Raw genomic sequence first — 25,147 nt, forward strand, 5'->3', positions numbered from 1 at the left:
CCTTATGGAGCAGCACCGCGTTCGCCAGCGAATTGCGGAGATCCTCACCATGGCATCCGGCACGGCGCGCAGGACTGACCCGAAGCTCTGGGAGAAGGTGAAGGCGCGCGTCACGCGCGGTAGCAAGGGCGGTGATGCCGGCGAATGGTCGGCGCGCAAGGCGCAGCTTGCGGTCGCCGAGTACAAGAAGGCGGGCGGCGGCTACGAGGGCGGCAAGAGCGCCGACAACCATCTCTCCCAGTGGACAGAGGAGGACTGGGGCACGAAGTCGGGCCGCGAGAGCGGGAAGACCGGCGAGCGCTACCTGCCCCGCAAAGCCAGGGAGTCGCTGAGCAGCACGGAATACGCACGCACGACCGCGGCCAAGCGGCGCGACACGGCGGCGGGCAAGCAGTTCTCTCGCCAGCCCGCGGATGTCGCGCGCAAGACCGCCAAGGCGCGGGACACCGGCAAGGTGACGTCGGCGAAGCGTGCGACCCCGGCGAAGCCGGCCGCTGCGAAGGGCACCACCACGCGCCGTGCCGCACCCGCTGCGCGCAAGCCGGCCGCCGCGGCGACGAAGCGCACGCCCGCGGCTAAGCGGACGACGACCGCGCACAAGGCAGCCGCGACGAGCAGCACGGCGCGCAAGTCCGCGACCCCGGCGGCGAAGCGTGCCACCGCGCCCTCGAAGCGCGCCGCGCCGGCCACCCGCAAGGCCCCGGTCAAGCAGACGGCAGCAAAGGCGGCCACGCGAGCCACGGCCAAACCGGCCGCGCGTAAGGCGCCCACCCGGGCGGCGGCGGCCCGCGCCACTCCCGCGGCACGCCGCGGCACGACCAAGCGCCCTACGAAGGGCACGAGCAAGGGAAAGACCCGGTGAGCGACGACACGACCGATCCGCAGGAGGTCCTGCGCGCCTTCCGCGAGGCGGTGAACATGGAAGCCGCCGCGCTGCGAGACTGGCTTGAAACCGAGGAGAGCCGCTCCGTCGGCTTCGTCCGCGAGGGCGAGAGCGAGGCGGTCGGCCACGAGATGGGCCATCACATCGTCCGGCTGCTGGAGAACCCGCCCGAGGAACCCTCGGAGGAGGATCTCGCGCAGATGCGCAAGGTAGTGGGCTATGTGCACCGCCATATGGCGCAGGGCCCGAGCGAGGATATCGAGCATTCCCGCTGGCGCTACAGCCTGATGAACTGGGGGCACGACCCGATGAAGGGGCCGGACGCGCGGCAGGACGCGCCCGCCCCGGCGCGCAAGCCCGCGGCGCGGCGGACGGCCGCGCGCAAGCCGGCGGTGCGCCAGCCCGTCGCGCGGGAGACCGCTGCGCGCCGCACCGCCCCTCGCAAGGCTGCGGCACCTGCCGGCACCCCTGCGGCAAGGCCGGCTGGCCGGAAAGCGAGCGCGGAGCCTCCGGCAGCGAAGTCTACCAGGGCCAAGGGCGCCAAAGCCTTGGCGACACGGGCGACGGGCACGAAGTCAGGGGCGGCGAAGACCAGCACTGGCCGCACTGCGTCGAAGGCGACTGCGAGCAGGGCCTCGGGTGCGAAGGCGGCCGGCAGCGGCGCGGCGAGGGCCCCGGCGCGGCGGACGGCGGCGGCCAAGGCACCGGCCACGGCAGCGCGGCGCGGCACTGCCAAGTCCGCCGCGAAGCCCGCCACTCGGGGTGCGGCGCGCACGGCGGCGAAGCCAGCGGCGCGGGCAACGAAGGCGGCCCCGGCCAGGTCGCGAGCCGCCGCGAAGGCGCCCGCCCGGGCGACCAGGGCAGCCGCACCGAGCAAGGGACGCGCGACGAAGGCCGCACCTGCCAAGGCCCCCGCAAGGACGCGCGCGACAAAGGCCGCGTCAGCGAAGGCTCCGGTGAGGGGCCGCGCGACGACAGCCACTCCGGCAAAGGCCCCGGCGAAGGGACGCGCGACGAAAACCACATCCGCCAAGGCACCGGCGAAGGAGCGAGCGGCGACCGCCAAGCCGCGCGCGGGTCGCGCGGCCGCGCCGAAGGCCACCGCTGCGCGCCGCGCGACCACGCCGCGCAAGCCGCCGACACGTCGCACCTGAGAGCCCGCCGCCCCGGTTGGCACCCGGGCGCGGCGCGGCGCAGTATGGGGGCATGCAGCGCGCGCTTGTCCTCGGGGCCGGGATCATGGGCCTCTCCGCCGCCTGGGCGCTGGAGGCCGCCGGCCACGCGGTGAGCGTGGTGGAGGCCGACGAGGTGCCGAACCTGCGCGGCGCCTCGGTGGACGATCACCGCCTGATCCGCCACGCCTACGGTGCCGCCGCCGGCTATATGCGGATGGTGGACGAGGCCTACGCGGCCTGGGACGACGTCTTCGCCGCCATCGGAGAGCGCCCCTATGCCGAGACGGGTGTGCTCGCCCTCTCAGACGGCGCTGGCGGGGAGGCGGACTGGTTCGCCGCCAGCCGCCGCGCGCTACGGAGCCACGCGCTGGCGGCCGAGGACCTCCCGCCCGCCACGCTCGAGGCGCGGTTCCCCTGGCTGCGCGCGGGCGGCGTGGCGGAGGGCTTCCACATGCCCCGCGGCGGCGTACTGCTCGCACGGCGCATCGTCGCGGGTCTTGCGCGGCACCTGCGGGCGCGGGGCGTTGCCTTTCACCGCGCCTGGGCGGTGGGCATTGATCCGGCGCGGGCGAGCGTCACGCTTTCCGGGGGCGACAGGATGGCCGCCGACATGCTGGTCGTCGCGGCAGGCCCCTGGGCGCCGTGCCTGCTACCCGAACTCGCCGGGCGAGTGACTCCCTCCCGTCAGGTGGTGGTCTATCTGGAACCACCGCCCGCGCAGCGCGAGGCCTGGGCGCGGGCGCCCATGGTGCTCGACCTGTCCGAGGCAGGCGGGTTCTACGCCGTGCCGCCGGTTGCCGGCACGGGGCTCAAGATCGGCGACCACCGCTTCTCCCTCCGCGGCGATGCCGAGGACCCGCGCGAGGCGACGGCGGAGGAGCGCGACGCCATCCTCGCCCTCGCGCTGCCGCGCCTTCGCGAGGCCGCCGCCTATCGCGTGATCGAGGCCCGCGCCTGCTACTACGACGTGGCGGAGGGGGAGCGCTTCGTGGTTGAGCCGCTCTCCGACCGCTGTGTGGTCATGAGCGGCTTCTCGGGCCACGGCTTCAAGTTCGGACCCGTGCTCGGACGCGCGGTCGCCGCGGCGATCGGTGATCCCACCCGCATGGCCGCCCTTCCAGGCTGGGCCGCGGGTGATGCGCAGCAGAGAGGGGATGTCGCCGCATGATGATGCCCGCCGCCGAGGCCCTGGCCCTCGCACTCAACCGCCTGCACGACCTGCCGGGCCTCTCCGCGCGGCTCGGCACGCCGCTCGCGGCCGATGACGTCGTGGCCATCCTGGAGGAGGCCTCGCGCTTCGCCGAGGAGCGCATCGCCCCCGGCCGGGTGGAGGCCGACCGCACGGGCTGCGCGATCGAGAACGGCGTCGTCCGCACGCCGCCGGGCTACGCGGCGCTACTGGAGGAATGGCGCACGGCCGGCTGGCAGGGCATCGCGGCGCCGGAACCCCATGGCGGGCAGGGCCTGCCGCACGCGATGCTCACCTCGGTCTTCGAGCTGGCGACCTCCGCTGACATGGCCTTCGCGCTCATGCCGATGCTGACCGCAGGCGCGATCGAGCTGCTGGCGCATCACGCGAGCGAGGAGCAGGCCGCGCGGCTGCTGCCGCCGCTCGTCTCCGCCGCCTGGAACGGCACCATGTGCCTGACGGAGCCCCAGGCGGGCAGCGACCTCTCGGCCATCCGCACGCGGGCCGTGCCGGACGGCGTTGGCGGCTACCGGATCAGCGGTCAGAAGATCTACATCACCTGGGGGGAGAACGACCTCGCGGAGAACACGCTCCACCTCGTCCTCGCGCGCCTGCCGGACGCGCCGCCGGGCTCGCGCGGCATCTCGCTCTTCGCCTGCCCGAAGGTACTGCCTGACGGCCGGCGTAATTCGCTCCGCTGCGGCGGGATCGAGCGCAAGCCGGGCATTCACGCCTGTCCCACCTGCACGATGATCTTCGAGGAGGCGGAGGCCGAGCTGGTGGGCGAGCCGCACCGGGGCCTGGCCGCCATGTTCTCCATGATGAACGCGGCCCGGCTCGCCGTGGGGGTGGAGGGCGTCGGCCAGTGCGCCCGCGCGACCCTCCTCGCCGAGGCCTATGCGGCCGAGCGCGTGCAGGGCGGAAGGCCGATCGCGGAATACCCGGACGTGGCGCGGATGCTCTCCGAGATGCGCGCCGTGACCCATGCTGCGCGCCTGCTGACGCTCGACGCCGCCGTCTGCATCGACCGGGCGAGGGCGGGCGAGGCGGGGGCCGAAGCGCGCCTCGCCCTTCTCATCCCCATCGTGAAGGCCTGGTGCACCGACCGGGGCGTGGAGGTCGCAAGCCTCGGTATCCAGGTGCATGGCGGCGCCGGCTACGTCGAGGATTCCGGGGCGGCGCAGATCTGGCGGGATGCCCGGATCGCGCCGATTTACGAGGGAACGAATGGCATCCAGGCAGCGGACCTCACCCTCCGCAAGCTGCCCCGCGCGCTACCGGATTTCCTGTTGCTGGTGGAGGAGGCAGGGGCGGCCGGCCCAGCCCTGCGCGTGCCGGCAGAGGCCTTGGCAGAGGCCGCCCGGCGGCTCGCCGAGGCCCCGCCGGAGGTGGCGGGCGCCGCGGCCGCGCCCTTCCTGGACGCCGCCGGCTGGGTGCTTGGCGGCGGCTGGCTGGCCCGTGCGGCCGCGGCCGAGCCGGCGCTGGCGGCCGATGGCGGCTTCTTCCTTCGCCGCCTGCTGCCCCGTGCCGGGGCCCGGCTGGCCGAGGCGATGGCGCCCGCTTGATCGGCGGGTGCCTTCGCAACATCCGCGCAACCTGCTTCAACGAGCCCTTGCGCACACGGCTTCCGCGCAAACATCCCCGGTGTCCCTGCCCGACGGAGTCCGATGAACGCCCTCAGCCGCCCCTCCTTGCGCCCTGAGCGGCCGCACGCCGTCATCATCGGGGCCGGTCCCGGCGGACTTGCCTCGGCCATGCTGCTCGCGGCTCGGGGCTTGCGCGTCACGGTGCTGGAGAAGGACCGGGTGGTCGGCGGCCGCAGCCGCACGCTGGAGACGGAGGCGGGATACCGCTTCGACCTCGGCCCCACCTTTTTCCTCTATCCCCGCATCCTCGGCGAGATCTTCGCGGAATGCGGCACCCGGCTGGAGGACGAGGTGGAGCTGATCCGCCTCGACCCGCAGTACCGCCTTGTCTTCGAGGCCGCCGCCGGCAACGTCACCATCGACGCGACGCCCGACCTTGAGCGGATGGAGCGGGAGATCGCGAAGATCGACCCGCGCGACGCGGCCGGGGTGCGGCCCTTCATGGCGGAGAACCGCCGCAAGCTTGCCGCCTTCCGCCCGGTGCTGGAGCGCGCCTTCACCAAAGCCGCGGACCTCATGGCGCCCGACATGCTGCGCGCCCTGCCGCTGCTCAAGCCCGGCCGCTCGGTCGATGCGGACCTGCGCCGCTTCTTCCGCGACCCGCGCACGCGTCTCGCCTTCTCCTTCCAATCGAAATACCTGGGGATGAGCCCGTTCCGCTGCCCCAGCCTCTTCACCATCCTCTCCTTCCTCGAATACGAGCACGGCGTGTTCCACCCGCGCGGGGGCTGCGGCACGGTCGCGACCGCCATGGCGCGCGTGGCGGCCGACCTCGGCGTCGAGTTCCGCCTGGGCACACCGGTGGACCGCATCACTTTCGAGGGCGAGCGCGCGACAGGGGTGGAGGCGGGCGGCACGTTGATCCCGGCCGATTCAGTTGTTCTCAACGGCGACTTCGCCCATGCCATGCCGCGGCTGGTGCCTGACGCGATCCGCCGAAAATGGTCGGACAAGCGGATCGAGCGGTCGCGCTACTCCTGCTCCACCTTCATGCTCTACCTCGGGGTGGAGGGAGAGTTCCCCGGCCTCGCGCACCACTCCATTCTCCTCTCGGAGGAGTACCAGCGGAACATCACGGAGATCGAGGGCGGCATCGTGCCCGAGACGCCTTCCCTCTACCTCCACAATCCCAGCGCGACCGACGCGACGATGGCCCCGCCCGGCCATTCGAGCCTCTACGTGCTGGTTCCGGTGCCGAACCTGACACACGGCCATGAGTGGACGGAAGCCGACACCGCGCGCTACCGCAAGCTGGCGCTGGACCGACTGCGCGGCCTGGGCGTGCCCGACATCGAGCAGCGCATCCGCTACGAGCGCATCGTGACGCCGCGCGATTGGCGGGACGACTATGCCGTGGGTTATGGCGCGACCTTCAACCTCGCGCATGATCTGCGCCAGATGCTCATGTTCAGGCCCGGCAACCGGTTCGGCGACACGAAGGGGCTCTACCTCGTCGGAGGCGGCACACATCCCGGCTCCGGCCTGCCCGTGATCTACGAGGGGGCGCGGATCAGCGCCAACCTCCTGCTGCGCGACCTCGGCCGCGCGCCCGTCTCCACGAGGATCTGAGCATGGCAAAGGTTGCCGTCATCGGCGGGGGCCTCGGCGGCCTCGCCGCCGCCTGCGTGGCCCAGGCCCGCGGGCACCAGGTGACGCTGTTCGACAAGAACGAATGGCTGGGCGGCAAGGCCGCCGTGCTGCACCTCGACGCCCCCGCGACACCCGGCGGGCGCAACGGCGGCAGCTTCCGCTTCGACATGGGGCCGACCATCCTCACCGTACCCCGCGTGCTGCGCCGCATCTTCGCGGAAGCGGGCCGCGATCAGGCGCGCGATCTGCCGCTCGTTCGCCTCGACCCACAGTGGCGCTGCTTCTTCGAGGACGGCACGCGGATCGACCTCTCCGAGAACGTCGACGAGATGGCGTCCAAGATGGACACCTTCGCGCCCGGCAACGGCGCCGGCTACCGCGCCTTCCAGCGCGAGTCCGAGAACCTGCACCGCATCTCCGAGGGCTTCTTCTTCTGGAAGTCGGTCGAGGACCTGACGGACACGATGGACTTCCGGTCCAACATGCAGGCCGACACGCTGAAGGACGTGATGGCGCTGCGGATGGGCAAGACGGTGGCCAAGGTCATCCGCGGCCACGTGCCCGACGCGCGGCTCGCGCAGATGCTCGACCACTACACGCAGTATGTCGGCTCCTCGCCCTATCTCGCGCCCGCCGTCATCTGCGGCATCGGCGACATGCAGGCGAGCGAGGGGATCTGGTATCCCGTGGGCGGCACCCGCGCCGTGGCGGAGGGGCTGGCGAAGCTGGCAGAATCCCTCGGCGCGGAGCTGCGGCCTTCGACGGAGGTGACGGGCCTCGACCTCCGCGACAACGGTACGCGCATCGCGGGCGTGGTCGCCAAGGGCGAGACCATTCCCTTCGATGCCGTCATCTCCAACATGGACGCGATCCGCACCTACAAGGAGCTGGTCGGCGGCAAGCCGGGACGCAAATACGAGAAGAAGGGCTTCAAGCCCGCCTGCTCCGGCGTCGTGCTCTATCTCGGCCTCAACAAGCGCTACGAGCATCTCGGGCACCACGACTTCGTCTTCTCGCGCGACGCGGAGGAGGAGTTCGACGCCATCTACAAGAAGGGCATCCCCGCGCCCGACCCCACCGCCTATCTCGCGGCGCCCTCGGGCACCGATCCCTCCGTCGCGCCCGATGGTGGAGAGGCGCTCTACGTCCTCGTGCACACGCCGCACCTGCGCCCCGGCCAGGACTGGTCGAAGATGCTGCCCGAGTACCGGCAGGTGATCCTGAACAAGCTCAAGCGCACCGCGGGCATGGAGGACATCGAGGAGCGCATCGTGGTGGAGCGGGCCCTGACCCCGCAGGACATCCACGAGCGCTACAAGGTGCTCGACGGCGCGATCTACGGCCTCGCCTCGCACGGCGCCTTCCTCGGCGCCTTCAAGCCGGGCAACCGCTCGCGCCAGGTGAAGGGCCTCTACCTCGCGGGCGGGGCGGCGCATCCGGGGCCGGGCATGCCGATGGTGATGATGTCCGGCTGGATCGCGGCGGACGCGCTCGACAAGGACATGGGCGGTCCCGGCATGTCCGAGGCGGCTCGCCGCGCCGGCACGCGCGACGCGGTGCTCGCGCGTATGGACGCCGCCATGGCTCCGGCGGAATAAGGGATGCCCGCGCCGTCGCCCGTCACGCTGCGGGACGCGCGGCTCTTCGCCTTCTTCCACGTCGTCTTCTCGCGCCATTTCCGGCGCGGAATGGGCGCGCTGCGGGTGCCGCCCTGGGGCATCCCGCAGGAACATCGCGGGCGGCCGCTGATCGTGCTGGCCAACCACCCCTCCTGGTGGGACGGGGTGGCCTTCATGCTGCTCTCGGCGCGCCTGTTCCCGAGCCGCCACGTCTTCATCCCGATGGCGGCGGAGGCGCTGGCGAAGTACCGCTTCATGCGCCGCCTCGGCGTCTTCGGCATCGAGCCGGGCGCGCGAGGGGCGGCGGCCTTCCTGCGCACGGCGAACGAGGTGCTGGCCGCGCCGCGCGCCATGCTCTGGATGAACGTGCCCGGCCGCTTCCAGGACGTGCGGGAGCGGCCCGTCGTCATCGCGCCCGGCGTCACGCGACTGGCCGAGATCGCCCCCAACGCCGTCATCCTGCCGCTCGCGCTCGACTACGTCTTCTGGACTGAGAGCCGGCCGGAGATGCTGGCCGCCTTCGGCCCTCCGATGGAGGCGGCCGACCTCCTGGCGCTGGACCGCGAGGCGCGGGAGGGGGCGCTGCGCGAGGCCCTGACCGCCACGATGGACCGGCTGGCGGCCGAGGCCATCCCCCGCGACCCCGCCCGCTTCGAGGTCGTCGCGGCTGGCGCGGAGGGGATGGGCGGGTTCTACGACCTCTGGCGCCGCTTCCGGGCGCTGCTGCGCGGCCGCCGCTTCGACCCCCGGCATGTTCGCGACGCCAAATCCGGCTAGACTGCCCCGCGTGACGCCTGAAGCAGCCAATGGGGGGGATGCGCGGTGATCGACATCTTCTCCCTCCTCATCGCGACCTTCCCCGCCAGCATGACGGCGGCCAACCTGTTCCTGCTCGGCCGGGCGGAGGGGGTGCCCGCGTCGGATACCCTTGTCTCGGTCCTCATCCCCGCCCGGGACGAGGCGGCGAATATCGGCGCCTGCCTCGACGCCGCGCTCGCCAGCACGGGCGTCGCGGTCGAGGTGCTGGTGATGGACGACGGCTCGACCGACGGCACCGCCGCGATCGTCGCGGCGCGGGCGGAGGCGGACCCGCGCCTGCGCCTCCTCCGCGCGCCGCCGCTGCCGCCGGGCTGGACAGGAAAGGTCCATGCCTGCGCCCGGCTGGCGGAGGCCGCGCGGGGCACGCACCTGCTCTTCATCGACGCCGATGTGCGCTTGGCGCCAGACGCCGCGGCGCGCATGGCGGCTCATGCCCGCGCGAACGGCCTTGCCCTCGTCAGCGGGGTGCCCCGGCAGATCCTCGGCACGCCGGGGGAGGGGGTCACGGTGCCCGCCATCAACCTCATGATGCTCGGCTACCTGCCGGGTGCCGGCCGCGCCTTCACGGAGCACCCCGCCATGGCCGCCGCCTGCGGCCAGCTCCTGATGGCCGAACGCGGCGCCTACGAGGCCGTGGGCGGCCACGCGGCCTTCCGCCACCGGCTGCACGATGCCATGGCCCTCTCGCGCAACCTGCGCGAGGCGGGTCACTGGACGGAGGTGGTGGACGGCAGTCCCCTCGCCGAGTGCCGCATGTATTCCGGCTTCGCCGAGGCCTGGCGCGGCTTCATTAAGAACGCCCGCGAGGGCATGGCCACCCCCGCCGGCCTGCCGGTCTGGACGGTGCTGCTGGCCGGGCCGCATCTTCTGCCGTGGCTGCTGCTGCCGAGCCCCTGGGCGGTGGCGGCGCTGGTTCTTTCCTTTCTCACCCGCGCCGCGATCACGATCCGCGTGCGCGAACCGCTCTGGACCATTCCCCTGCATCCCCTGACCGTCGCCGTCGCCCTTGCCATCCAGTGGACCGCCCTCATCCGCTCCGCCCTCGGCCGCCCCGCGGGATGGAAGGGCCGGGCCTACCAGCCGGCGGACGGGCTGTGAGCGCGCATATGGCCCCGGAGATGGAGGGCGTGGCCGCCGGGGCGCCGACGCGCGGGCCGGACAGCGAGAACTTCCCCGTCGCCTCCCGCCTGCTCTCCCCAGCGGTGCGGGCCAAGGTGCTCGCTTTCTACCGGGTGGTGCGCCTCTCGGACGACATCGCGGATAGCCCCGACCTCGACCCCGCCGAGAAGCTGCGGCGGCTGGACGCGATCGAGGCTGCCCTCGACGGTGCCCCCGGCGTCCCCGAGGCGGCGGCGCTGCGGGCGAGCGGTGCCGGCGTGGAGGAGGCGCGCGCCATGCTCACCGCCTTCCGCCGCGACTCCCGCAACGAGGGCTGCAAGGACTGGGCAGGGTTGGTGGACTACTGCGCCTATTCCGCCGTGCCCGTCGGCCGCATCCTGCTCCGCCTGCACGGAGAGGGCTCGGCGCCCCAGCCCGCGGCGGATGCGCTCTGCATCGCGCTCCAGGTCCTCAACCACCTGCAGGACATGGGCGAGGACCGCGCGCAGATCGGCCGCATCTACCTGCCGCGAGCCTGGATGAACGAGGTCGGGGGCGAGGCGGCGGTCTTCAACGAACCGGCACCGCGCCGCGCCCTGCTCGACGCCTTGCTGGACCGCTGCGAGGCGCTGCTCGACATCGCGGCTGCCCTGCCGCACCGCCTGCAAAGCCGTCGCCTGGCCCTCGAATCCGCCACCACCATTGGCTGCGCGCGGCGGCTGCTGGCGCGGCTGCGCGCGGCCGACCCCATGGCCGGCCGCGTGGCGCTGACGAAGGCGGACGCGCTGGCGGCACTGCTCGCCTCGCCGCGCCCGGCCTCCGACGCGGCGGTGGTGCGCGCGGCGGTCGCGCGGGCGGGCTCCTCCTTCTCCCGCGGCATGGCCTCGCTGCGCGGGGAGCGGCGGCGGGCACTCTACGCCGTCTACGCCTTCTGCCGCGCGGTGGATGACATCGCCGACGGGGCCGCGCCCTTCACCGAGAAGCGCCGCTTCCTCGCGGAGTGGCGCGCGAAGCTCGACGCGCCCGACTGCGCCCTCTCGCGCGAGCTCGCCTGGGCGCGCGCCCGCTTCGACCTGCCGCACTCAGAATGCATCGCCATGATCGAGGGCATGGAGACCGACGCCGCGCCCCGGCTGCGCCTGCCGGACGAGGCGGCGCTGGAGCTCTACTGCCGCCGCGTGGCAGGCAGCGTCGGCGCCATGTCCGTGCGGATCTTCGGCGCGCCGGAGGCGGTGGAGTTCGGCCTCGCCCTCGGCCGCACGCTGCAGCTCGTCAACATCCTGCGCGACATCGACGAGGACGCGGAGCGGGACCGGGTCTACATCCCTCTCTCCTGGCTCGGCCCCGACGCCTCCCCGGCGGAGCTTCTCGAGCGCCCCGACCTGCACGAGGCCTGCCACCGCCTGCTCGGCCGCGCCGAGGCCGGCTTCGCGGCGGCCGAGGCCGAGCTGACCTCCGCCAATGCCGGGCCGCTGCGCCCCGCGCGGGTGATGATGTGGGCCTATCGCCGGATCCTCGACCGCCTGGTCGCCCGCGGCTTCCACCCGCCGCGCCTCCGCCCGCGATTGGGCACGGCGGAGCGGGCGCGGCTGGCGGCGATAGCGCTCGGCTGGGGGTGATCGCGGCCAACCGGGCAGGCGGCCGAGGCCGGGCGTTCAGGGCATCCCTGAAAAGGTCCGGACCGGGACGGCGCGATCCTTCGTCCACGGGCGAAGGATTGGCGGCTCCGCACCTCCGCCGGTCGTCCGTGCGTCGGTGCGCCTGTCCACGCGCGGCAGATCCGCACACGATGGTCGGGACCGGGACGGGTTGGGCAGGGACGAAAGGCGGCTCACACTCGGCAGAGAGGAGGACAGGACAATGACCGAGGAAAACCTGGAGCTGCGGATCGAGCGCCGCATCGATGCGCCCGTCGAGAAGGTCTGGCGCGTGATGACGGAGCAGCTTGAGGACTGGTTCTGCCCGAGGCCGTGGCAGGCGCGGATTCGCGAGCTCGAATGGAGATCGGGCGGACGCAGCGCCATCGTCATGCGCGGGCCGAACGGGGAGGAGATGCTGAACGAGGGCGTCGTTCTGTCCTTCGAGCCCAACAGGCGTTTCATCTTCACCGACGCTTTCACCGTGGGCTGGCGGCCTGCTGGGCCCTTCATGGTCGGCGTCTTCGAGGTTGAGCCCGAGGGGGACCGGACAGTGTACAGGGCCAGCGCTCGCCACTGGACGCGCGACGCGCTCGAACGGCACCGGGCGATGGGCTTCGAGGCTGGCTGGGGCGCTGCGGCGGACCAGCTCAAGGCCCTCGTGGAGAATGCCATCTGAGGGACGGAAACCGCCCTCCTTAAAGGGCCCGGAGGTGGTGCCGGGCGAAAGGGCGGCGTCCGCCCGATCCCTGACGCACCCGCCTTCCGTCAGGCCGCCTCGCGCAGCCCCGCGCGGATGGCAGCCGCCATGGCCGCGGGCTGCTGCGCGCCCGAGACGATGAGCTGCCGCCCGAGGATGATCGCCGGCACGCCGCCCAGTCCGGCGGCGCGGGCGGCATCCTCCGCCACCTCCGCCGCCAGTTCGTCCGTGGCGAGCATCGCCGCGGCGCGGCCGGGCGGCAGGCCCGCGGCGTTGCCGATCGCGGCCAGCACCGCGGGGTCGCCGATGTCGCGTCCCTCCGAGAAGTAGGCGGCGAAGACCCCTTCCGCGACGTCATCCGCAAGGACCGGTCCACCCTCCAGGGCCGCGAGCCGGATGAGCCGGTGGCTGGCGAGGGAGTTGGGCGAGCGCTCGATCCGCTCGAACCCGAAGGCCAGACCGTCCTTCGCACCCTCGGCCGCCAGCCCCGCGTCGAGTTCCCGCCCGCGCTCGACGCTGCCGAACTTCCGCGCCCGGTACTCGGCACGCGGCATCCCGCCCGCGGGCATGTCGGGGTTCAGTTGGAAGGGGTGCCACTGGCGGGCGAGGCGCAGGCCCTCCGCCGCGAGCATGGCAAGCGCCGCGTCCAGCCGCCGCTTGCCGAGCCAGCACCAGGGGCAGACCGTGTCCACCACGACAAGCAGCGTTGCGTCGGGCCCGGGCATGCGCGCTTTCCTCTTCTCATCCGGGGTGTGATGCAACCATCTCCCGCGCGCCAGCGCCATGGCCGCGCAGGGTGCCGCCGGTCGCACCACTGGTTGCGCGACGGGGCACGGGTTCGTGAAACCGAGACTCGGCCCCCTTCGGCGTTGTGAGCTTTGAACCATGGAATCGGGTGGAACGACGTGTTGCGTAAGGGATTTCTCCTCGTGGGCCTGCTGGCGCTGGGCGGTTGCTGGGAGGATGCCGCACCCAAGGGCCAGTCATCCGGGACCACCGCCGGGAATGGCGCCGTCTCTCGCGTGAAGGCGGCAGCGGAGGAGCGCGTGCGTGCCGCCGCCCGCGATCCCGAGAACCTGCGCTTCCGCGCGGTCGAGACGCATCGCCAGGCGATCGCGGATACCTATGCCGTCTGCGGCCAGGCTACCGTCTCAGGCGACTCCGTCTTCGTGCCATTCGTTTCCGTGGTGAAGACCGTGGGCGGCACGACCGAGGTGGAGCAGTATATCGGCCGCAGCAACATCGAGGCGACGCGCGTCTATGTGGAGCTGGTCGGCCGCTGCTTCGATGGTGGCGGGCCGGTACAGCGGGCCGGGGGCAGCACCGTCTCCTCGCCGACGCCGCCGCTACCGAACGGGCTGCCGACGCTGGACCAGATGGCCCAGCCAAGCCAGCCGGTGGTGCCGCCCGTGGCGGTCGAGCCCGCTTCGGCCGCGCCGCTGCATGGGGCCGCCGGCACGCTGGTAATGCGCCAGAACGGCAATCTCCGTTCCTCCCCGAACGGGGGCGGTACAGTGCTGCGGGTGGCGCGCTCGGGCGCCGTGCTGAACGTCTTCGGCACCGCGCCGGGCGGCTGGTACCAAGTGGGCGAGAGCGCGCCGGAGGGCTGGATCCACGGCAGCCTCGTTACCGTGCAGGGAGGCGGCGCGGGGATCGGGCAGGCAGCCGGCCAGGGGATGAACCAGGGTCTCCTGCCCGGCCTAAGCCAGGGCGGAGCGAATGTCCGGCGCACGGGCAGCGCCGTCGCCTCGGTGGAATAACTGGTCCCCCCTGCCGGATTCGAACCGGCACACCCCTACGGGTGAGCGATTTTAAGTCGCCTGCGTCTACCGTTCCGCCAAGGGGGGACGGCGCATCATAGCGCCGTTTGCGGTCCCGTCACGCCTCCGGATCGAGTGGCGTGATCAAGCCGCCGGTCGCGGGCGCTCCGGGGTGGCGGAGATCGCCTCGATCACCATCCGCTCCGTCAGGATCTGCGGCAGCGCGACGGGCTCCCCGCCGCCCGCGGGGTAGAAGAGGTAGAGCGGCACGCCGTCCCGCCCGCGCTCGCGCAGCAGGGCCGTGATAGCGGGATCGCCCCGGGTCCAATCGCCCGTGAGCAGCGCGACGCCCACTCGGGTGAAGGCGGCGCGCGTAGCCTCGGTATCGAGTGCCACGCGCTCGTTCACCCGGCAGGTGATGCACCAGGCGGCCGTGAGGTTCACGAAGACCGGCCGCCCCTCGGCGCGCAGCGCCGCCAGCCGGTCCGCCGACCAAGCCTCCTCGCCCGGAACGGCCGCGGTGGCCGCCGGCGTGCTGCCGGACACCATCGGCAGCAGGGCGAGAGCGCCGAGCACGGCCAGCACCGCCGCCCCGCGTCCGATCCGCCCGCCGCCCGTCGCTTGGGCCACGCCGAGCGCCCAGCCGGCGAAACCCACCAGCAGCGCGCCCGCCAGCACCCAGGCCAGCCCCTCCGGCCCCGCCTGCACCGAGGCCACCCAGGCGAGCCAGGCCGCCGCGCCATACATCGGGAAGGCGAGGAGCTGCCGCAGCCGCTCCATCCAGGCCCCTGGCCGCGGCAGGAGGCGGGCAAGGGTGGGGAAGGCGGCCAGCAGCGCGTGCGGCGCGGCCATCCCGAGGCCCATGGCGCCGAAAACGGCCAGTGCCGCGAGCGGCGGCATTGCCAGCGCCGCGCCCAGCGCCGCCGCCATGAAAGGGGCCGTGCAGGGGGTGGCGACCACCACCGCCAGCGCGCCGGTGCCGAAGCTGCCGAGCCGCCCGCCCGTGGAGGGCCCGCCCACGGCGAAGACGCCGGAAAGGTTCAGCCCCACGGCCAGCATCAGCCAGGCGAGTGCCGCGACGAAGGCGGGAGCGGTGAACTGGAACCCCCATCCGGCCGCCGATCCCGCCAGCCGCGCCGCGACCAGCGCGCCACCGACTGCGAGGAAGGCAGCGACCACCCCCGCGACATAGCCCAGCGCCTCCGCCCGCACCGCGTTGCGCGAGGCGCCGGAAAGCCGCGCGATGCCCATCGCCTTCATCGCCAGCACCGGGAAGACGCAGGGCATGAGGTTGAGGATCAGCCCGCCGAGCGCCGCCCAGAGCACCACCTGCCAGAGCGCTGCCCCACCGCCTTCAGGCACCGCGCCCGGCGCGGCCGAAACCCTGTAGGCGGCGCGCACGCCGGCCGCGTCCGTGATGGCGACGAGGCCGGACAACTCCCGCGGCAGCGGCCTTGCCTCCGACCCCGGGCCGCGCGCCAGCCCGAGCACCAGCGCACCTTCCCGCACCGACAGGGGCTGAGGCGCGGCATTGCCGAGGACGCCAACCTCATCGGGAAAGAAGAAGGCTTGCCGCACCGAGGCCGGGCCCAGCCCGGCGCCCGCCAGCTCGATCGCACCCCGCCCGCCCTCGAAGCCCGCCCGCACCGCGAAAGGGGAGGGGCGGGGCAGGGCGGCTTCGGCCGCGCGGAACAACTCCGTCGCCGTCGGGTCGGTGCGCGTCGCGGCCTCCACAGGCAGGTCGAGCCGGAAGGCGCCCTCCTCGGGAATGCAGAGATCGGCGCAGACCAGCCAGCGTGCCGTGCCCTCGATGGTGAAGATGCGGCCGGGCTGGAGCCCTTCAGGGACGGTGACTGTCAGCGGGAAGACCGCCTCCCCCAGGTAGCCAAAATTCACGAGTGGCCCGTAGGGAATGCGGAGCGGCGCGGGAAAGGCGAGCGGGCCGGCCTCGCCGCCATCGGGCAGCGACAGGTCGAGCGAGGGCGGCTCCCCTGCGTCGCCTGGATTGGTCCAGTAGGTGTGCCAGCCCGGCGCGAGCACCTGCCGCAGCGCAAGCCGAAAGGTCCCCCCGGGCGCGACCGCCGCCGCCTCTGTCACCAGCGTCACCCGGGCGCGCGGCGAAACCACGGCTTCGCTCTCCACCGCCCGCACGGCGGCGGGGACCAGCAGGAACGCCAGCAGGAGGAGGAGGGCGCGCATGGCCAGGGGATAGGACCGATGCGCGGGGGCGTGCAACGGCTGCTGTCGCCGCGGGTGACACAGGGGAGAGGAAGAAGGGTTTCTTCCTCTCCCCGGGCCCCTCACCATCATCTTTTTCTTCAAGGCGGACTCACCATGCGGCCGATGCGCCTCGGGTCGGTGGCCCGAGGCGACTGCACGCTCAGGAAGGTTTCGCGGCAGCCAGATGGGATACAAGGGCCTCAGGCCCTTGGCGGGAGAGGCTCGGAGAGGGCCGTGCCCTCTCCGCCAACGGCATCAGGCGCTTGCCTTATCCAGCGCCGCAATATCCTCCGCCGAGAGGGTGAGGTTCACCGCGCGTATAAGGCTTTCCATCTGGTCGAGGCTGGTGGCGCTGGCGATCGGCGCCGTCACACCCTCCCGCGCGATCACCCAGGCGAGGGCGACTTCGGCCTGGGCGGCGCCGGCACGGGCCGAAACTTCGTCCAGGGCCGCGAGGATGCGGGTGCCGCGCTCGTTGAGGTATCGCTCCACCCGCACGGCCCGGGCCCGGCCCTCAAGGTCCGCCTTCGACCGGTACTTGCCCGAGAGGAAGCCGGCGGCAAGGCTGAAATAGGTAATGACGCCGATGCCCTTCCGCATGACGAGATCGCGCAGCGGGCCGTCGAAGCTTCCACGGTCGTAGAGGTTGTACTCGGGCTGCAGGCACTCGTAGCGCGGCAGGCCCTGCGCCTTGGCGGTGTCCAGCGCTTCCGAGAGCTGCGCCGCGTCGAAGTTCGAGCAGCCAATGGCCCGCACCTTGCCGGCCTTGATCAGCGCCTCATAGGCCCGCAGCGTCTCCTCCTGCGGGGTGTCAGCGTCGAAGGAATGGGACTGGTAGAGGTCGATCCGGTCCGTGCCCAGGCGGCGGAGCGAGTCCTCCACCGCCCGCTCGATCCAGCGCGGCGAGAGGCCCTTGCGGTCCTCCCCCATGTCCATGCCGACCTTGGTGAGGATCAACACCCGCTGCCGCTTGCCGGGATTAGCGCGTAGCCAACGACCGATGATCTCCTCGGACTCGCCGCCCCGGTGCCCCGGTGCCCAGCGGGAATAGACATCGGCGGTGTCGATCGCGTTCAGCCCGGCATCCACGAAGCGGTCCAGCAGGGAGAAGCTCGTCGGCTCGTCCGCGGTCCAGCCGAAGACATTGCCGCCGAAGACGAGGGGGGCGATCTCGAGGCCGGTCCGGCCGAGGGCGCGCATCTGCATGAGGTGGTCCATCTCCTGGTGCAGGACCCCAGTTGGGCGGCGCCCCCCGCGCTGCCCAGGGGGGCACCCGCCCCCGCGGAAGCGCGGCCGCGGCCGTCAGGCCCGCACCGCCGCGCGCACCTGCCCCAGCTTCTCCGGGTTCCGCACGATGTAGATCGCGGCGATCCGGCCATCGCGGATCTCCAGCGCCGTGGTCTGCGGCAGCCCGTCCGGCTCCAGCGTGACATAGCCGGGCAGCGCGTTGACGCGGCCGAGATGCAGCAGTGGGGAGGGGGGTGCCGCCCGCTTGCGCGCCAAGCCCGCGAAAAAGCGCCCGACCCGGTCCGCGCCCGCGATGGGGTTGAGGGCCGCGGGCCGGACGCCGCCGCCATCCGTCCGCAGCACCACATCCTCCGCCAGCAGCCCGCGCAGCGCGGCCTCGTCGCCGTCGCGAGAGGCGGCGAGGAAGGCACCGGCGATGCGCCGCGCCTCCTCCTCCGTCACGTCCTGGCGGGGCTCCGCCTCGCCGAGATGCGCGCGGGCACGGGTGGCGAGCTTGCGGCAGGCGGCCTCGCTGCGGCCGAGAAGGCCGGCGATCTCGGCGAAGGAGGTTTCGAAAAGGTCGTGCAGGATGAAGACCGCCCGCTCCGCCGGGGTGAGGCGCTGCAGGGCGAGGAGGAAGGCGACCGACAACTCCTGCACATGGGCGTGCGCGGCCTGCTGCGGCGCCTCCCCCGAATCGAGCACCGGCTCGGGCAGCCAGGGGCCGACATAGAGCTCGCGCCGGTGCCTGGCGGAGCGGAGATGGTCGAGGCTGAGGCGGGCGGTGGCCTTCAGCAGCCAGGCCCGCGGCACCTCGATCCCGCCGCGATCCGCCGCGTTCCAGCGGAGGAAGGCGTCCTGCGCGATGTCTTCCGCCGTCGCGAGCGAGCCGGTCATGCGGTAGGCGAGCCCGATCAGTTCCGCGCGCAGCGGCGCGAAGTGTTCGATGGCCTCGGGCCCGCCCGCCATCGTCAGGCCGCCGCCTGGATCGCCGAGGCCGGCACGGCGCGGAAGCCGATGGCCAGCCGGTTCCAGGCGTTGATCGTCGCGATGAGCAGGGAGAGCTTCACGATCTCCTCCTCGGTGAAATGCGGCTTCAGCCTATCGTAGTCCTCGTCGGGCGCGCGGGTGCTGGCCACGAGGGTCAGCGCCTCCGTCCAGGCGAGGGCCGCGCGCTCCCGTGGCGTGTAGTGCGGGGCCTCGCGCCAGGCATCCAGGAGGTAGAGCCGCGCCTCGCTCTCCCCCGCCTTGCGGGCGTCGCGCGTGTGCATGTCGATGCAGAAGGCGCAGCCGTTGATCTGGGATGCGCGGGTCTTCACCAGCTCGATCAGCCCCTGCTCCAGCCCCGAGGAGGCGACGGCCTTCTCGAGGCTGACTATGGCCTGCATGAGCCGGGGAGCGGCGGCGAAGTAGTCGAGGCGGGGCGTCATAGTGCTCTGTCCTTGCTGGGGTTGCCGGCCATAGGACGAGGCAGGGCGGCCGGATGTGACGCCGCGGCGCGAATTTTCGCGCAGCGCGGTCCCGAGGTTTGACAAGCTGCCCCCTGGCGCCGAGACCGATCCCCATGCTTTCCGCGTCCATGCAGCTTCCCGAGCTCCCCGTCGCCGAGGCCCTTCCCGCCCTTCTTGCAACCCTTCGCGCCGGCCCCAACGCCGTCCTCGTCGCGCCCCCAGGCGCGGGCAAGACGACCCTCGTCCCGCTCACCCTGCTCGACGAGCCCTGGGCGGGCGGGAAGATCCTCGTGCTGGAACCCCGCCGCGTCGCCGCCCGCGCCGCCGCCCGCCGCATGGCCGAACTGGTGGGAGAGGGCGGGCCGGGCGGCCTGGTCGGCCTCTCCACCCGCCTCGACCGCGCCGTCTCCGACCGCACGCGGATAGAGGTGGTGACGGAAGGGCTGCTGGTGCGGCGCCTGCAATCGGACCCGGACCTTGAGGGCGTCTCGGCCGTGCTCTTCGACGAGGCGCATGAGCGGCACATCGACACCGATCTCGGCCTCGCCCTCTGCCTGGACATGCAGCGCGCGCTGCGGCCGGACCTGCGGCTGGTGGCCATGTCCGCGACGCTGGACGCCGCCGGCTTCGGCGGGCTGCTGGACGCGCCGCTGATCGAGAGCGCCGGCCGCGCCTTCCCCGTGGCGGTCCATCACCGCCCGCGCGACATCAAGGAACCGCGCGACCTGCCGGAGGCCATGGCGGGCGCCATCCGCGAAGCCCTGCGCGCGCATCCCGGCGACGTCCTCGCCTTCCTCCCCGGCTGGGGCGAGATCCGGCGCACCGCCGAGCGCCTTTCCGGCATCGACGCCGAGGTGCTGCCGCTGCACGGCGAGATGCCGCCCGCCGAGCAGGACCGGGCGCTGAACCCCTCCACCCGCCGCAAGGTGGTGCTGGCGACCTCCATCGCCGAAACCTCGCTGACGGTGCCGGGCGTGCGGATCGTGGTGGATGGCGGCTTCCGACGCGCGCCGCGCCTGGATGCCGCGACCGGCCTCACCCGCCTCGCCACCGTTCGCATCTCCCGCGCGGCGGCGGAGCAGCGGGCCGGGCGCGCGGGCCGCACGGAGCCCGGCGTCGCCATCCGCCTCTGGACCGAGGCGCTGCATCGCGGCCTGCCCCTCGCCGACCGGCCCGAAATGCTCGAGGCCGAACTCTCCGGCCTCGCGCTCGACTGCGCGGCCTGGGGCGCCGATCCCCGCGCGCTGCCCTTCCTCGACCCGCCGCCGGAGGGCGCGTTGGCCGCCGCCCGCGCCCTGCTGCACGACCTCGACGCGCTGGACGCGGAAGGGCGCATCACCGCGACCGGACGGCGCATGGCCAGGCTCGGCGCTCATCCGCGCCTCGCCCGCGTGATGGTGGAGACCCGCACGCCGGGCGAGGGCGCGCTGGCCGCCGACCTCGCGGCCCTGCTGGAGGAGCGCGACCCGATCCGCAATCGCGAGGCGCCGACCGATCTTCGCCTCCGCCTCGACCTGCTGCGCGGCGGCGACCACCCGGAGGCGGACCGCGCGACCGTCGCCCGCATCCGGCGGACGGCGCAGCTTCACCGCCGCCGCCTCGCGGTGCCCGAGCGGACGGAGCCCGATGGCGATCCGGCCGCGCTGCTCGCCGCCGGCTTCCCCGACCGCATCGCCGCCCGGCGCGGCACGATGGAGGGTGCCTATCGCCTCGCCTCGGGCCAGGGCGCGCGACTGGCGGCGACCGACTCCCTGCGGAAATCCGCGCTGCTGGCGGTGGCGGCGCTGGAACTGCAGGGCACCGAATCCCGCATCCGCATGGCGGCACCGCTCGACCGCGCGGTGCTGGAGTCCCGCTTCCCCGAGCGCTTCGTCCGCGAGGAAGTAACCGAGTTCGACGCTCGCGCCGGGGCGGTGGTGGCACGCCGCCGTCTGCGGTTCGGCCCGCTGGTGCTTGAGGAGGCAACCCTTCCCCACGCCGATCCGGCACAAGTGGCCGAGGCCCTGGCGCGCGCCGCCGCCGGACGCGCCTTCCGTGACCTCGACTGGACGAAAGCGGCCGCGGGGCTTCGCGCCCGCCTCCGCTGGGCCCACGTGACGGAGGGTGCGCCCTGGCCGGACGTCTCGGACGCGGCCCTCGCCGCGACCGCCGCCGAATGGCTGGCCCCCCATCTGCACGGGAAATCGCGCCTCGCCGACCTTCGTGGCCTGGACGCGATGGCGGTGCTGCAATCCCTCATCCCCTGGGAGCTGCGGCGACGCCTCGATGCTGAACTGCCCGCCCGCGTGGACCTGCCGGAAGGCCGTAGCGCCGCCATCGACTACGACCGCGAGGTGCCGGCCATCGAAGCTCGCGCCCAGCACCTCTTCGGCCTTGCCGACCCGCCGCGGCTGATGGGTGGGCGCATCCCGCTCCAGGTCTCGCTCCTCTCCCCCGCCGGGCGGCCGATCGCCGTCACCTCGGACCTGCCGGGTTTCTGGCGCGGCGGCTGGGCGGAGGTGCGGCGGGAGATGCGCGGGCGCTACCCGCGCCACGCCTGGCCGGAGGACCCCTCCGCCGGGGGCTGATCCCCGGACCTTGAACACCTCCTCGACGCTACCCCTCTATGGGGTGACATTCCCGCGACTTGCCGGAGAGCCAGTAGCCCGCATGCCCGATTCCGCCTTCCAGCCCCCCGCGACCTCCCCCGGCCGCCGCGCCGCCCTGCTGGCCCTAGCCGCCGTCGCGATCGCCCCCGGCTGCACGCCGCTCGACGCCCGGGCGCAATCCGCCTCCCCGCGCATGACGGTGCTGCCGGACTTCGCGGACCTCGCCCAGGCGGTGCTGCCCGCGGTGGTCAATATCGCGGTGACTGGCGAGCAGACGGCGCAGGTTCCGCCGGAGCTGCGCGGCACGCCCTTCGAGCGCTATTTCCGCGAGCGCCGGAACCGCCAGCAGGTGCAGGGCGCGGGCTCGGGCTTCATTATCGATCCCAGCGGCTTCGTTGTGACCAACAACCACGTTGTCGGCTCGGCCGCCCGCGTCGTCGTCTCCCTCCAGGACGGGACAGAGCATCCGGCGCGCGTGGTCGGCACCGATGAGCTGACGGACCTTGCACTGCTGCGGATCGAATCCCGCGTGCCGCTGACCGCCGTGCCCTGGGGCAGCAGTCCCGTGCGCGTGGGGCAGTGGGTGATGGCGGCGGGCAATCCCTTCGGCCTTGGCGGCACGGTCACCACCGGCATCGTCTCCGCCCGCGGGCGCGAGATCGGGGCCGGACCCTTCGACGACTTCATCCAGACCGACGCTGCCATCAACCCCGGCAATTCCGGCGGGCCGCTCTTCAACACGGCGGGCGAGGTGATCGGCATCAACACCGCCATCTACTCCCCCTCCGGCGCCTCCGCCGGCATCGGCTTCGCCACGCCCTCCGACCTGGCGCGCGGCGTTATCGATCAGCTTCGGCGCGACGGACGGGTGGAGCGCGGCTGGCTCGGCGTGGCGGTGCAGGACGTGAACCCGGACGCCCCGCGCGGCCGGCGCGGCGTGCAGATCCAGGGGGTAGAGCGCAACTCTCCCGCCGCGCGGGCGGGGCTGCGGCAGGGCGACCTCGTCACCGCCCTGAACGGGGACCGCATCGAGAGTTCCCGCGCGCTGATCCGCAGCATCGCGGGCGTCACGCCCGGGCAGAGCGTGCGGCTGACCCTGACGCGGGAGGGGCGCGGGCAGGACGTGAACGTGCAGGTGGGGCGGCGCCCGCCGGGAACGGCGGCGGCGGTGCAGCCGCAGTAGGAGAGGCGCAGGGCCGACCTTCCCAGGCAGAAAGGCGTAGGAAGGTCAAGGAAAATAAACCCACATCCTTGACTTCGCGCCCATCACGCCCCCATCTGGCCCTTCACCGCCCGGCACGGCATTCTCCCCGCGCCGAACACCAGGGACCACCATGCGTATCCTCCTCGTCGAGGACGACCCCGAGGTCGCCCGCTTTGTCCGCCGTGGCCTGACCGAGGCCGGCCACGCCGTCGAGCACCGCGACAACGGCCGCGACGGCCTTTTCGCCGCCGCCGGCGAGCCCTTCGACCTGCTCGTCATCGACCGCATGCTGCCGGGCGGCGTGGACGGGCTGCGCCTCGTCGAGACGCTCCGCGGGCAGGAGAACCGCACGCCCGTGCTGTTCCTCACCGCCCTCTCCTCCGTCGATGAGCGGGTGCGCGGGTTGAAGGCCGGGGGCGACGACTACCTCACCAAGCCCTTCGCCTTCGCCGAACTCCTGGCGCGCGTGGAGGCCCTCGGGCGCCGCCCCGCCGCCGAGGTGCCCGCCACGCGGCTCCGCGTGGCCGACCTGGAGCTGGACCTCCTCTCCCGCTCCGTTACGCGCGGTGGCAAGCGGATCGACGTGCAGCCGCGCGAGTTCCGCCTGCTCGAGCACCTGATGCGCCATGCCGGCCAGGTGGTGACGCGCACGATGCTGCTGGAGAAGGTGTGGGACTATCACTTCGACCCGCAGACGAACGTCATCGACGTGCACGTCTCCCGCTTGCGGCAGAAGCTGGACCGGGGCTTCGAGAAGCCGCTGATCCACACCATCCGCAACGCCGGCTACATGATCCGCGCCGAGGACGCGGCGTGAAGGCCGGCGCCTGAGGCGGAGCGGCTTCGTGGTCGCGGCGGAGATCCGGCGCGCGCCGGCGCCGCGCCTGATCGACAGCGCGGGCTTCCGCTTCGCGGTCTTCTTCGCTGTCATGTTCCTCCTCGGCGGCGTCGCCTTCGCGGGCATTGTCTGGTGGAACACGGCGGGCGGGCTGGATCGGCAGACGGACGCCGCAATCCGCGCCGATGTCGCCGCCCTCATGCAGCGCTACCGCGACGCGGGGCGGGCGGGGGTGGAGCAGGCCATCACCTTTCGACTGCAGCGCGACGGGGATGCCCAGGACCTCTACCGCCTGACCGATGCCGCCGGCCGCCAGATCGCTGGCAACCTCGCGGCCACGCCGGACGAGCTGGACGGCCCGGCGCCCGACGCCGAGGCGCTGCGCTGGCTGCGCGCCCCCCTCGTGCGGGAGGGGGCACTGACCGAGGCGCGGCTCTACCGCGCCGACCTCTCCAACGGGGACCGCCTGATCGTCGGGCGCGACGTGGAGGAACGGCTGCGGCTGCGCGAGCTGCTCGGGCGCGGCCTCGGCTGGGCGGCCAGCGCCTCCTGCCTCATCGCCCTCATCGGCGCACTGCTGCTGCGCCGCGCGCTCCAGTCCCGCCTGCGCCCGGCCGCCGAGACGGTGCAGGCCATCGCCCAGGGTGACCTCAGCCAGCGCGTGCCCCTCTCTGGCAAGGAGGACGAGTTCGACCGGCTGGGGCGCACGATGAACGCCATGCTGGACCGCATCGGCACGCTCATGGCGGGCATCCGCGGCGTGTCCGATGCCATCGCGCACGACCTCCGCACCCCCGTTGCCCGCGCCCGCGGCCGGCTGGAGGAGGCGCTGGACGGCGATGCCGAGACCATGCGCCGCGCGATCGAGACGGGCCTGGCCGATCTCGACGGGATGACGCGCATCTTCCAGGCGGTGCTGCGCATCACCGAGGCCGAGGCGGGCGCCCGCCGCGCCGCCTTCGGCTCCCTCGACCTCGCGCCGCTGCTGGCCGATGCCGCCGAGCTCTACGACGCCATCGCGGAAGCGCGGGGCGTGGCGCTTCGGGTGGATCTGCCGGAATCCCTGCCGCTGACCGGCGATCGCGACCTCCTGCTCCAGGCCGTCGCGAACTTGCTGGACAACGCGGTGAAGTTCTCCCCCGCCGGGGGCGTCATCCGCCTCTCGGCCGGGCTCTCGGCGGGGGCGCTGCGCATCACCGTCGCGGACGAGGGGCCGGGCCTCTCCCCGGCGGACCGCGCCCGCGCGGGCGAGCGCTTCTTCCGCGCCGACAGCGCGCGCGCCACCCCCGGCTACGGCCTTGGCCTATCGCTCGTGCGCGCCGTGGCCGGGCTGCACGGGGGCGAACTCGTGCTGACGGATACACGGCCCGGCGCCTCCCCGCCGGGGCTCTCCGCGACCCTCATCCTGCCGCCTCATCTTTCGCCGGCGGCCGAGGGCTGATCCGGTGGGCCTGGGAGAGGGCTCCTCCCTCTCCACATCTCCCGGGCGAACGCGCAGCGTTC

The 25,147-nt window shown here is 73.2% G+C and carries 20 protein-coding genes and 1 tRNA gene; 15 read left to right on the plus strand and 6 right to left on the minus strand.

Annotated elements, in window-relative coordinates; genetic code table 11:
• Positions 1-4 precede the first annotated feature (4 nt).
• From D9599_RS14300 to D9599_RS14345, 10 genes are all read left to right on the plus strand, one after another.
• Positions 5-862: a hypothetical protein gene (locus D9599_RS14300; protein ID WP_198381901.1), complete on the plus strand. Its 858-nt coding sequence runs from the start codon at positions 5-7 to the stop codon at positions 860-862.
• Positions 859-2,037, plus strand: a complete 1,179-nt coding sequence (locus D9599_RS14305) for a DUF3140 domain-containing protein (RefSeq protein WP_309228627.1) — start codon at positions 859-861, stop codon at positions 2,035-2,037. Before D9599_RS14300 ends, D9599_RS14305 begins: the two co-directional genes overlap by 4 nt.
• Before the next feature lie 52 nt (positions 2,038-2,089).
• Positions 2,090-3,226 (plus strand): FAD-dependent oxidoreductase, encoded by a 1,137-nt coding sequence (locus D9599_RS14310; protein WP_198381902.1) that lies wholly within the window; start codon positions 2,090-2,092, stop codon positions 3,224-3,226.
• Positions 3,223-4,812, plus strand: a complete 1,590-nt coding sequence (locus D9599_RS14315) for an acyl-CoA dehydrogenase family protein (RefSeq protein WP_198381903.1) — start codon at positions 3,223-3,225, stop codon at positions 4,810-4,812. Before D9599_RS14310 ends, D9599_RS14315 begins: the two co-directional genes overlap by 4 nt.
• 102 nt (positions 4,813-4,914) lie before the next feature.
• Positions 4,915-6,462: a phytoene desaturase family protein gene (gene crtI, locus D9599_RS14320; RefSeq protein WP_198381904.1), complete on the plus strand. Its 1,548-nt coding sequence runs from the start codon at positions 4,915-4,917 to the stop codon at positions 6,460-6,462.
• Between the two features lie 2 nt (positions 6,463-6,464).
• On the plus strand, positions 6,465-8,081 hold the full coding sequence (locus D9599_RS14325) for an NAD(P)/FAD-dependent oxidoreductase (protein WP_198381905.1): 1,617 nt from the start codon (positions 6,465-6,467) through the stop codon (positions 8,079-8,081).
• 3 nt (positions 8,082-8,084) lie between these two features.
• Complete coding sequence (locus D9599_RS14330) at positions 8,085-8,879, plus strand: lysophospholipid acyltransferase family protein (RefSeq protein WP_198381906.1); 795 nt, start codon at positions 8,085-8,087, stop codon at positions 8,877-8,879.
• Between the two features lie 45 nt (positions 8,880-8,924).
• Positions 8,925-10,019, plus strand: coding sequence for a glycosyltransferase family 2 protein (locus D9599_RS14335; protein WP_309228628.1), 1,095 nt, complete (start codon positions 8,925-8,927; stop codon positions 10,017-10,019).
• The gene (locus D9599_RS14340; protein WP_198381907.1) at positions 10,016-11,638 is read left to right on the plus strand and encodes a squalene/phytoene synthase family protein; all 1,623 of its coding nucleotides are present in this window, start codon (positions 10,016-10,018) and stop codon (positions 11,636-11,638) included. Before D9599_RS14335 ends, D9599_RS14340 begins: the two co-directional genes overlap by 4 nt.
• 241 nt (positions 11,639-11,879) lie before the next feature.
• Positions 11,880-12,335, plus strand: a complete 456-nt coding sequence (locus tag D9599_RS14345) for an SRPBCC family protein (protein ID WP_198381908.1) — start codon at positions 11,880-11,882, stop codon at positions 12,333-12,335.
• Positions 12,336-12,424: 89 nt separating this feature from the next.
• On the opposite strand, the gene D9599_RS14350 is transcribed toward D9599_RS14345, so the two are convergent.
• A complete protein-coding gene (locus D9599_RS14350; RefSeq protein ID WP_198381909.1) occupies positions 12,425-13,081 on the minus strand; it encodes a DsbA family oxidoreductase in 657 nt (218 codons plus the stop codon).
• A gap of 183 nt (positions 13,082-13,264) precedes the next feature.
• On the opposite strand from D9599_RS14350, the gene D9599_RS14355 reads away from it, so the two are divergent.
• Positions 13,265-14,116, plus strand: coding sequence for an SH3 domain-containing protein (locus D9599_RS14355; protein ID WP_198381910.1), 852 nt, complete (start codon positions 13,265-13,267; stop codon positions 14,114-14,116).
• Between the two features lies 1 nt (position 14,117).
• Here the strand turns inward: D9599_RS14355 and D9599_RS14360 are convergent.
• The 5 genes from D9599_RS14360 to D9599_RS14380 all read right to left on the minus strand — a co-directional run bounded on the left by D9599_RS14360 (position 14,118) and on the right by D9599_RS14380 (position 18,993).
• A tRNA-Leu gene (locus D9599_RS14360) sits at positions 14,118-14,203 on the minus strand.
• 57 nt (positions 14,204-14,260) lie between these two features.
• Complete coding sequence (locus tag D9599_RS14365; protein ID WP_232480501.1) at positions 14,261-16,351, minus strand: protein-disulfide reductase DsbD; 2,091 nt, start codon at positions 16,349-16,351, stop codon at positions 14,261-14,263.
• Between the two features lie 240 nt (positions 16,352-16,591).
• A complete protein-coding gene (locus D9599_RS14370) occupies positions 16,592-17,542 on the minus strand; it encodes an aldo/keto reductase (protein WP_198381911.1) in 951 nt (316 codons plus the stop codon).
• A 96-nt stretch (positions 17,543-17,638) separates the two neighbouring features.
• The gene (locus D9599_RS14375; protein ID WP_198381912.1) at positions 17,639-18,532 is read right to left on the minus strand and encodes a sigma-70 family RNA polymerase sigma factor; all 894 of its coding nucleotides are present in this window, start codon (positions 18,530-18,532) and stop codon (positions 17,639-17,641) included.
• Positions 18,533-18,534: 2 nt separating this feature from the next.
• Entirely contained in the window at positions 18,535-18,993 is a 459-nt protein-coding gene (locus D9599_RS14380) for a carboxymuconolactone decarboxylase family protein (protein WP_198381913.1), read from the minus strand.
• Positions 18,994-19,142: 149 nt separating this feature from the next.
• On the opposite strand from D9599_RS14380, the gene hrpB reads away from it, so the two are divergent.
• The 4 genes from hrpB to D9599_RS14400 all read left to right on the plus strand — a co-directional run bounded on the left by hrpB (position 19,143) and on the right by D9599_RS14400 (position 25,085).
• Positions 19,143-21,581 carry an ATP-dependent helicase HrpB gene (gene hrpB, locus D9599_RS14385; protein ID WP_198381914.1) on the plus strand — a complete coding sequence of 813 codons (2,439 nt, stop codon included), beginning with the start codon at positions 19,143-19,145 and terminating at the stop codon, positions 21,579-21,581.
• An 82-nt stretch (positions 21,582-21,663) separates the two neighbouring features.
• Complete coding sequence (locus D9599_RS14390) at positions 21,664-22,785, plus strand: trypsin-like peptidase domain-containing protein (protein ID WP_198381915.1); 1,122 nt, start codon at positions 21,664-21,666, stop codon at positions 22,783-22,785.
• Between the two features lie 151 nt (positions 22,786-22,936).
• Positions 22,937-23,623, plus strand: coding sequence for a response regulator transcription factor (locus D9599_RS14395; protein WP_198381916.1), 687 nt, complete (start codon positions 22,937-22,939; stop codon positions 23,621-23,623).
• Between the two features lie 28 nt (positions 23,624-23,651).
• Complete coding sequence (locus D9599_RS14400) at positions 23,652-25,085, plus strand: HAMP domain-containing sensor histidine kinase (protein ID WP_309228629.1); 1,434 nt, start codon at positions 23,652-23,654, stop codon at positions 25,083-25,085.
• Positions 25,086-25,147 lie beyond the last annotated feature (62 nt).

The sequence above is a fragment of the Roseomonas sp. KE2513 genome, from assembly GCF_016107305.1.
In the GTDB taxonomy this organism is placed as follows: domain Bacteria; phylum Pseudomonadota; class Alphaproteobacteria; order Acetobacterales; family Acetobacteraceae; genus Roseomonas.

Bases quoted from the DNA above. Each gene is read 5' to 3' on its own strand.
- crtI (WP_198381904.1), top strand. From the start codon at position 4,915: ATGAACGCCCTCAGCCGCCCCTCCTTGCGCCCTGAGCGGCCGCACGCC.
- D9599_RS14395 (WP_198381916.1), top strand. From the start codon at position 22,937: ATGCGTATCCTCCTCGTCGAGGACGACCCCGAGGTCGCCCGCTTTGTC.
- D9599_RS14325 (WP_198381905.1), top strand. From the start codon at position 6,465: ATGGCAAAGGTTGCCGTCATCGGCGGGGGCCTCGGCGGCCTCGCCGCC.
- D9599_RS14350 (WP_198381909.1), bottom strand. From the start codon at position 13,081: ATGCCCGGGCCCGACGCAACGCTGCTTGTCGTGGTGGACACGGTCTGC.
- D9599_RS14390 (WP_198381915.1), top strand. From the start codon at position 21,664: ATGCCCGATTCCGCCTTCCAGCCCCCCGCGACCTCCCCCGGCCGCCGC.
- D9599_RS14300 (WP_198381901.1), top strand. From the start codon at position 5: ATGGAGCAGCACCGCGTTCGCCAGCGAATTGCGGAGATCCTCACCATG.
- D9599_RS14375 (WP_198381912.1), bottom strand. From the start codon at position 18,532: ATGGCGGGCGGGCCCGAGGCCATCGAACACTTCGCGCCGCTGCGCGCG.
- hrpB (WP_198381914.1), top strand. From the start codon at position 19,143: ATGCAGCTTCCCGAGCTCCCCGTCGCCGAGGCCCTTCCCGCCCTTCTT.
- D9599_RS14380 (WP_198381913.1), bottom strand. From the start codon at position 18,993: ATGACGCCCCGCCTCGACTACTTCGCCGCCGCTCCCCGGCTCATGCAG.
- D9599_RS14345 (WP_198381908.1), top strand. From the start codon at position 11,880: ATGACCGAGGAAAACCTGGAGCTGCGGATCGAGCGCCGCATCGATGCG.
- D9599_RS14370 (WP_198381911.1), bottom strand. From the start codon at position 17,542: ATGCAGATGCGCGCCCTCGGCCGGACCGGCCTCGAGATCGCCCCCCTC.
- D9599_RS14310 (WP_198381902.1), top strand. From the start codon at position 2,090: ATGCAGCGCGCGCTTGTCCTCGGGGCCGGGATCATGGGCCTCTCCGCC.
- D9599_RS14330 (WP_198381906.1), top strand. From the start codon at position 8,085: ATGCCCGCGCCGTCGCCCGTCACGCTGCGGGACGCGCGGCTCTTCGCC.
- D9599_RS14315 (WP_198381903.1), top strand. From the start codon at position 3,223: ATGATGATGCCCGCCGCCGAGGCCCTGGCCCTCGCACTCAACCGCCTG.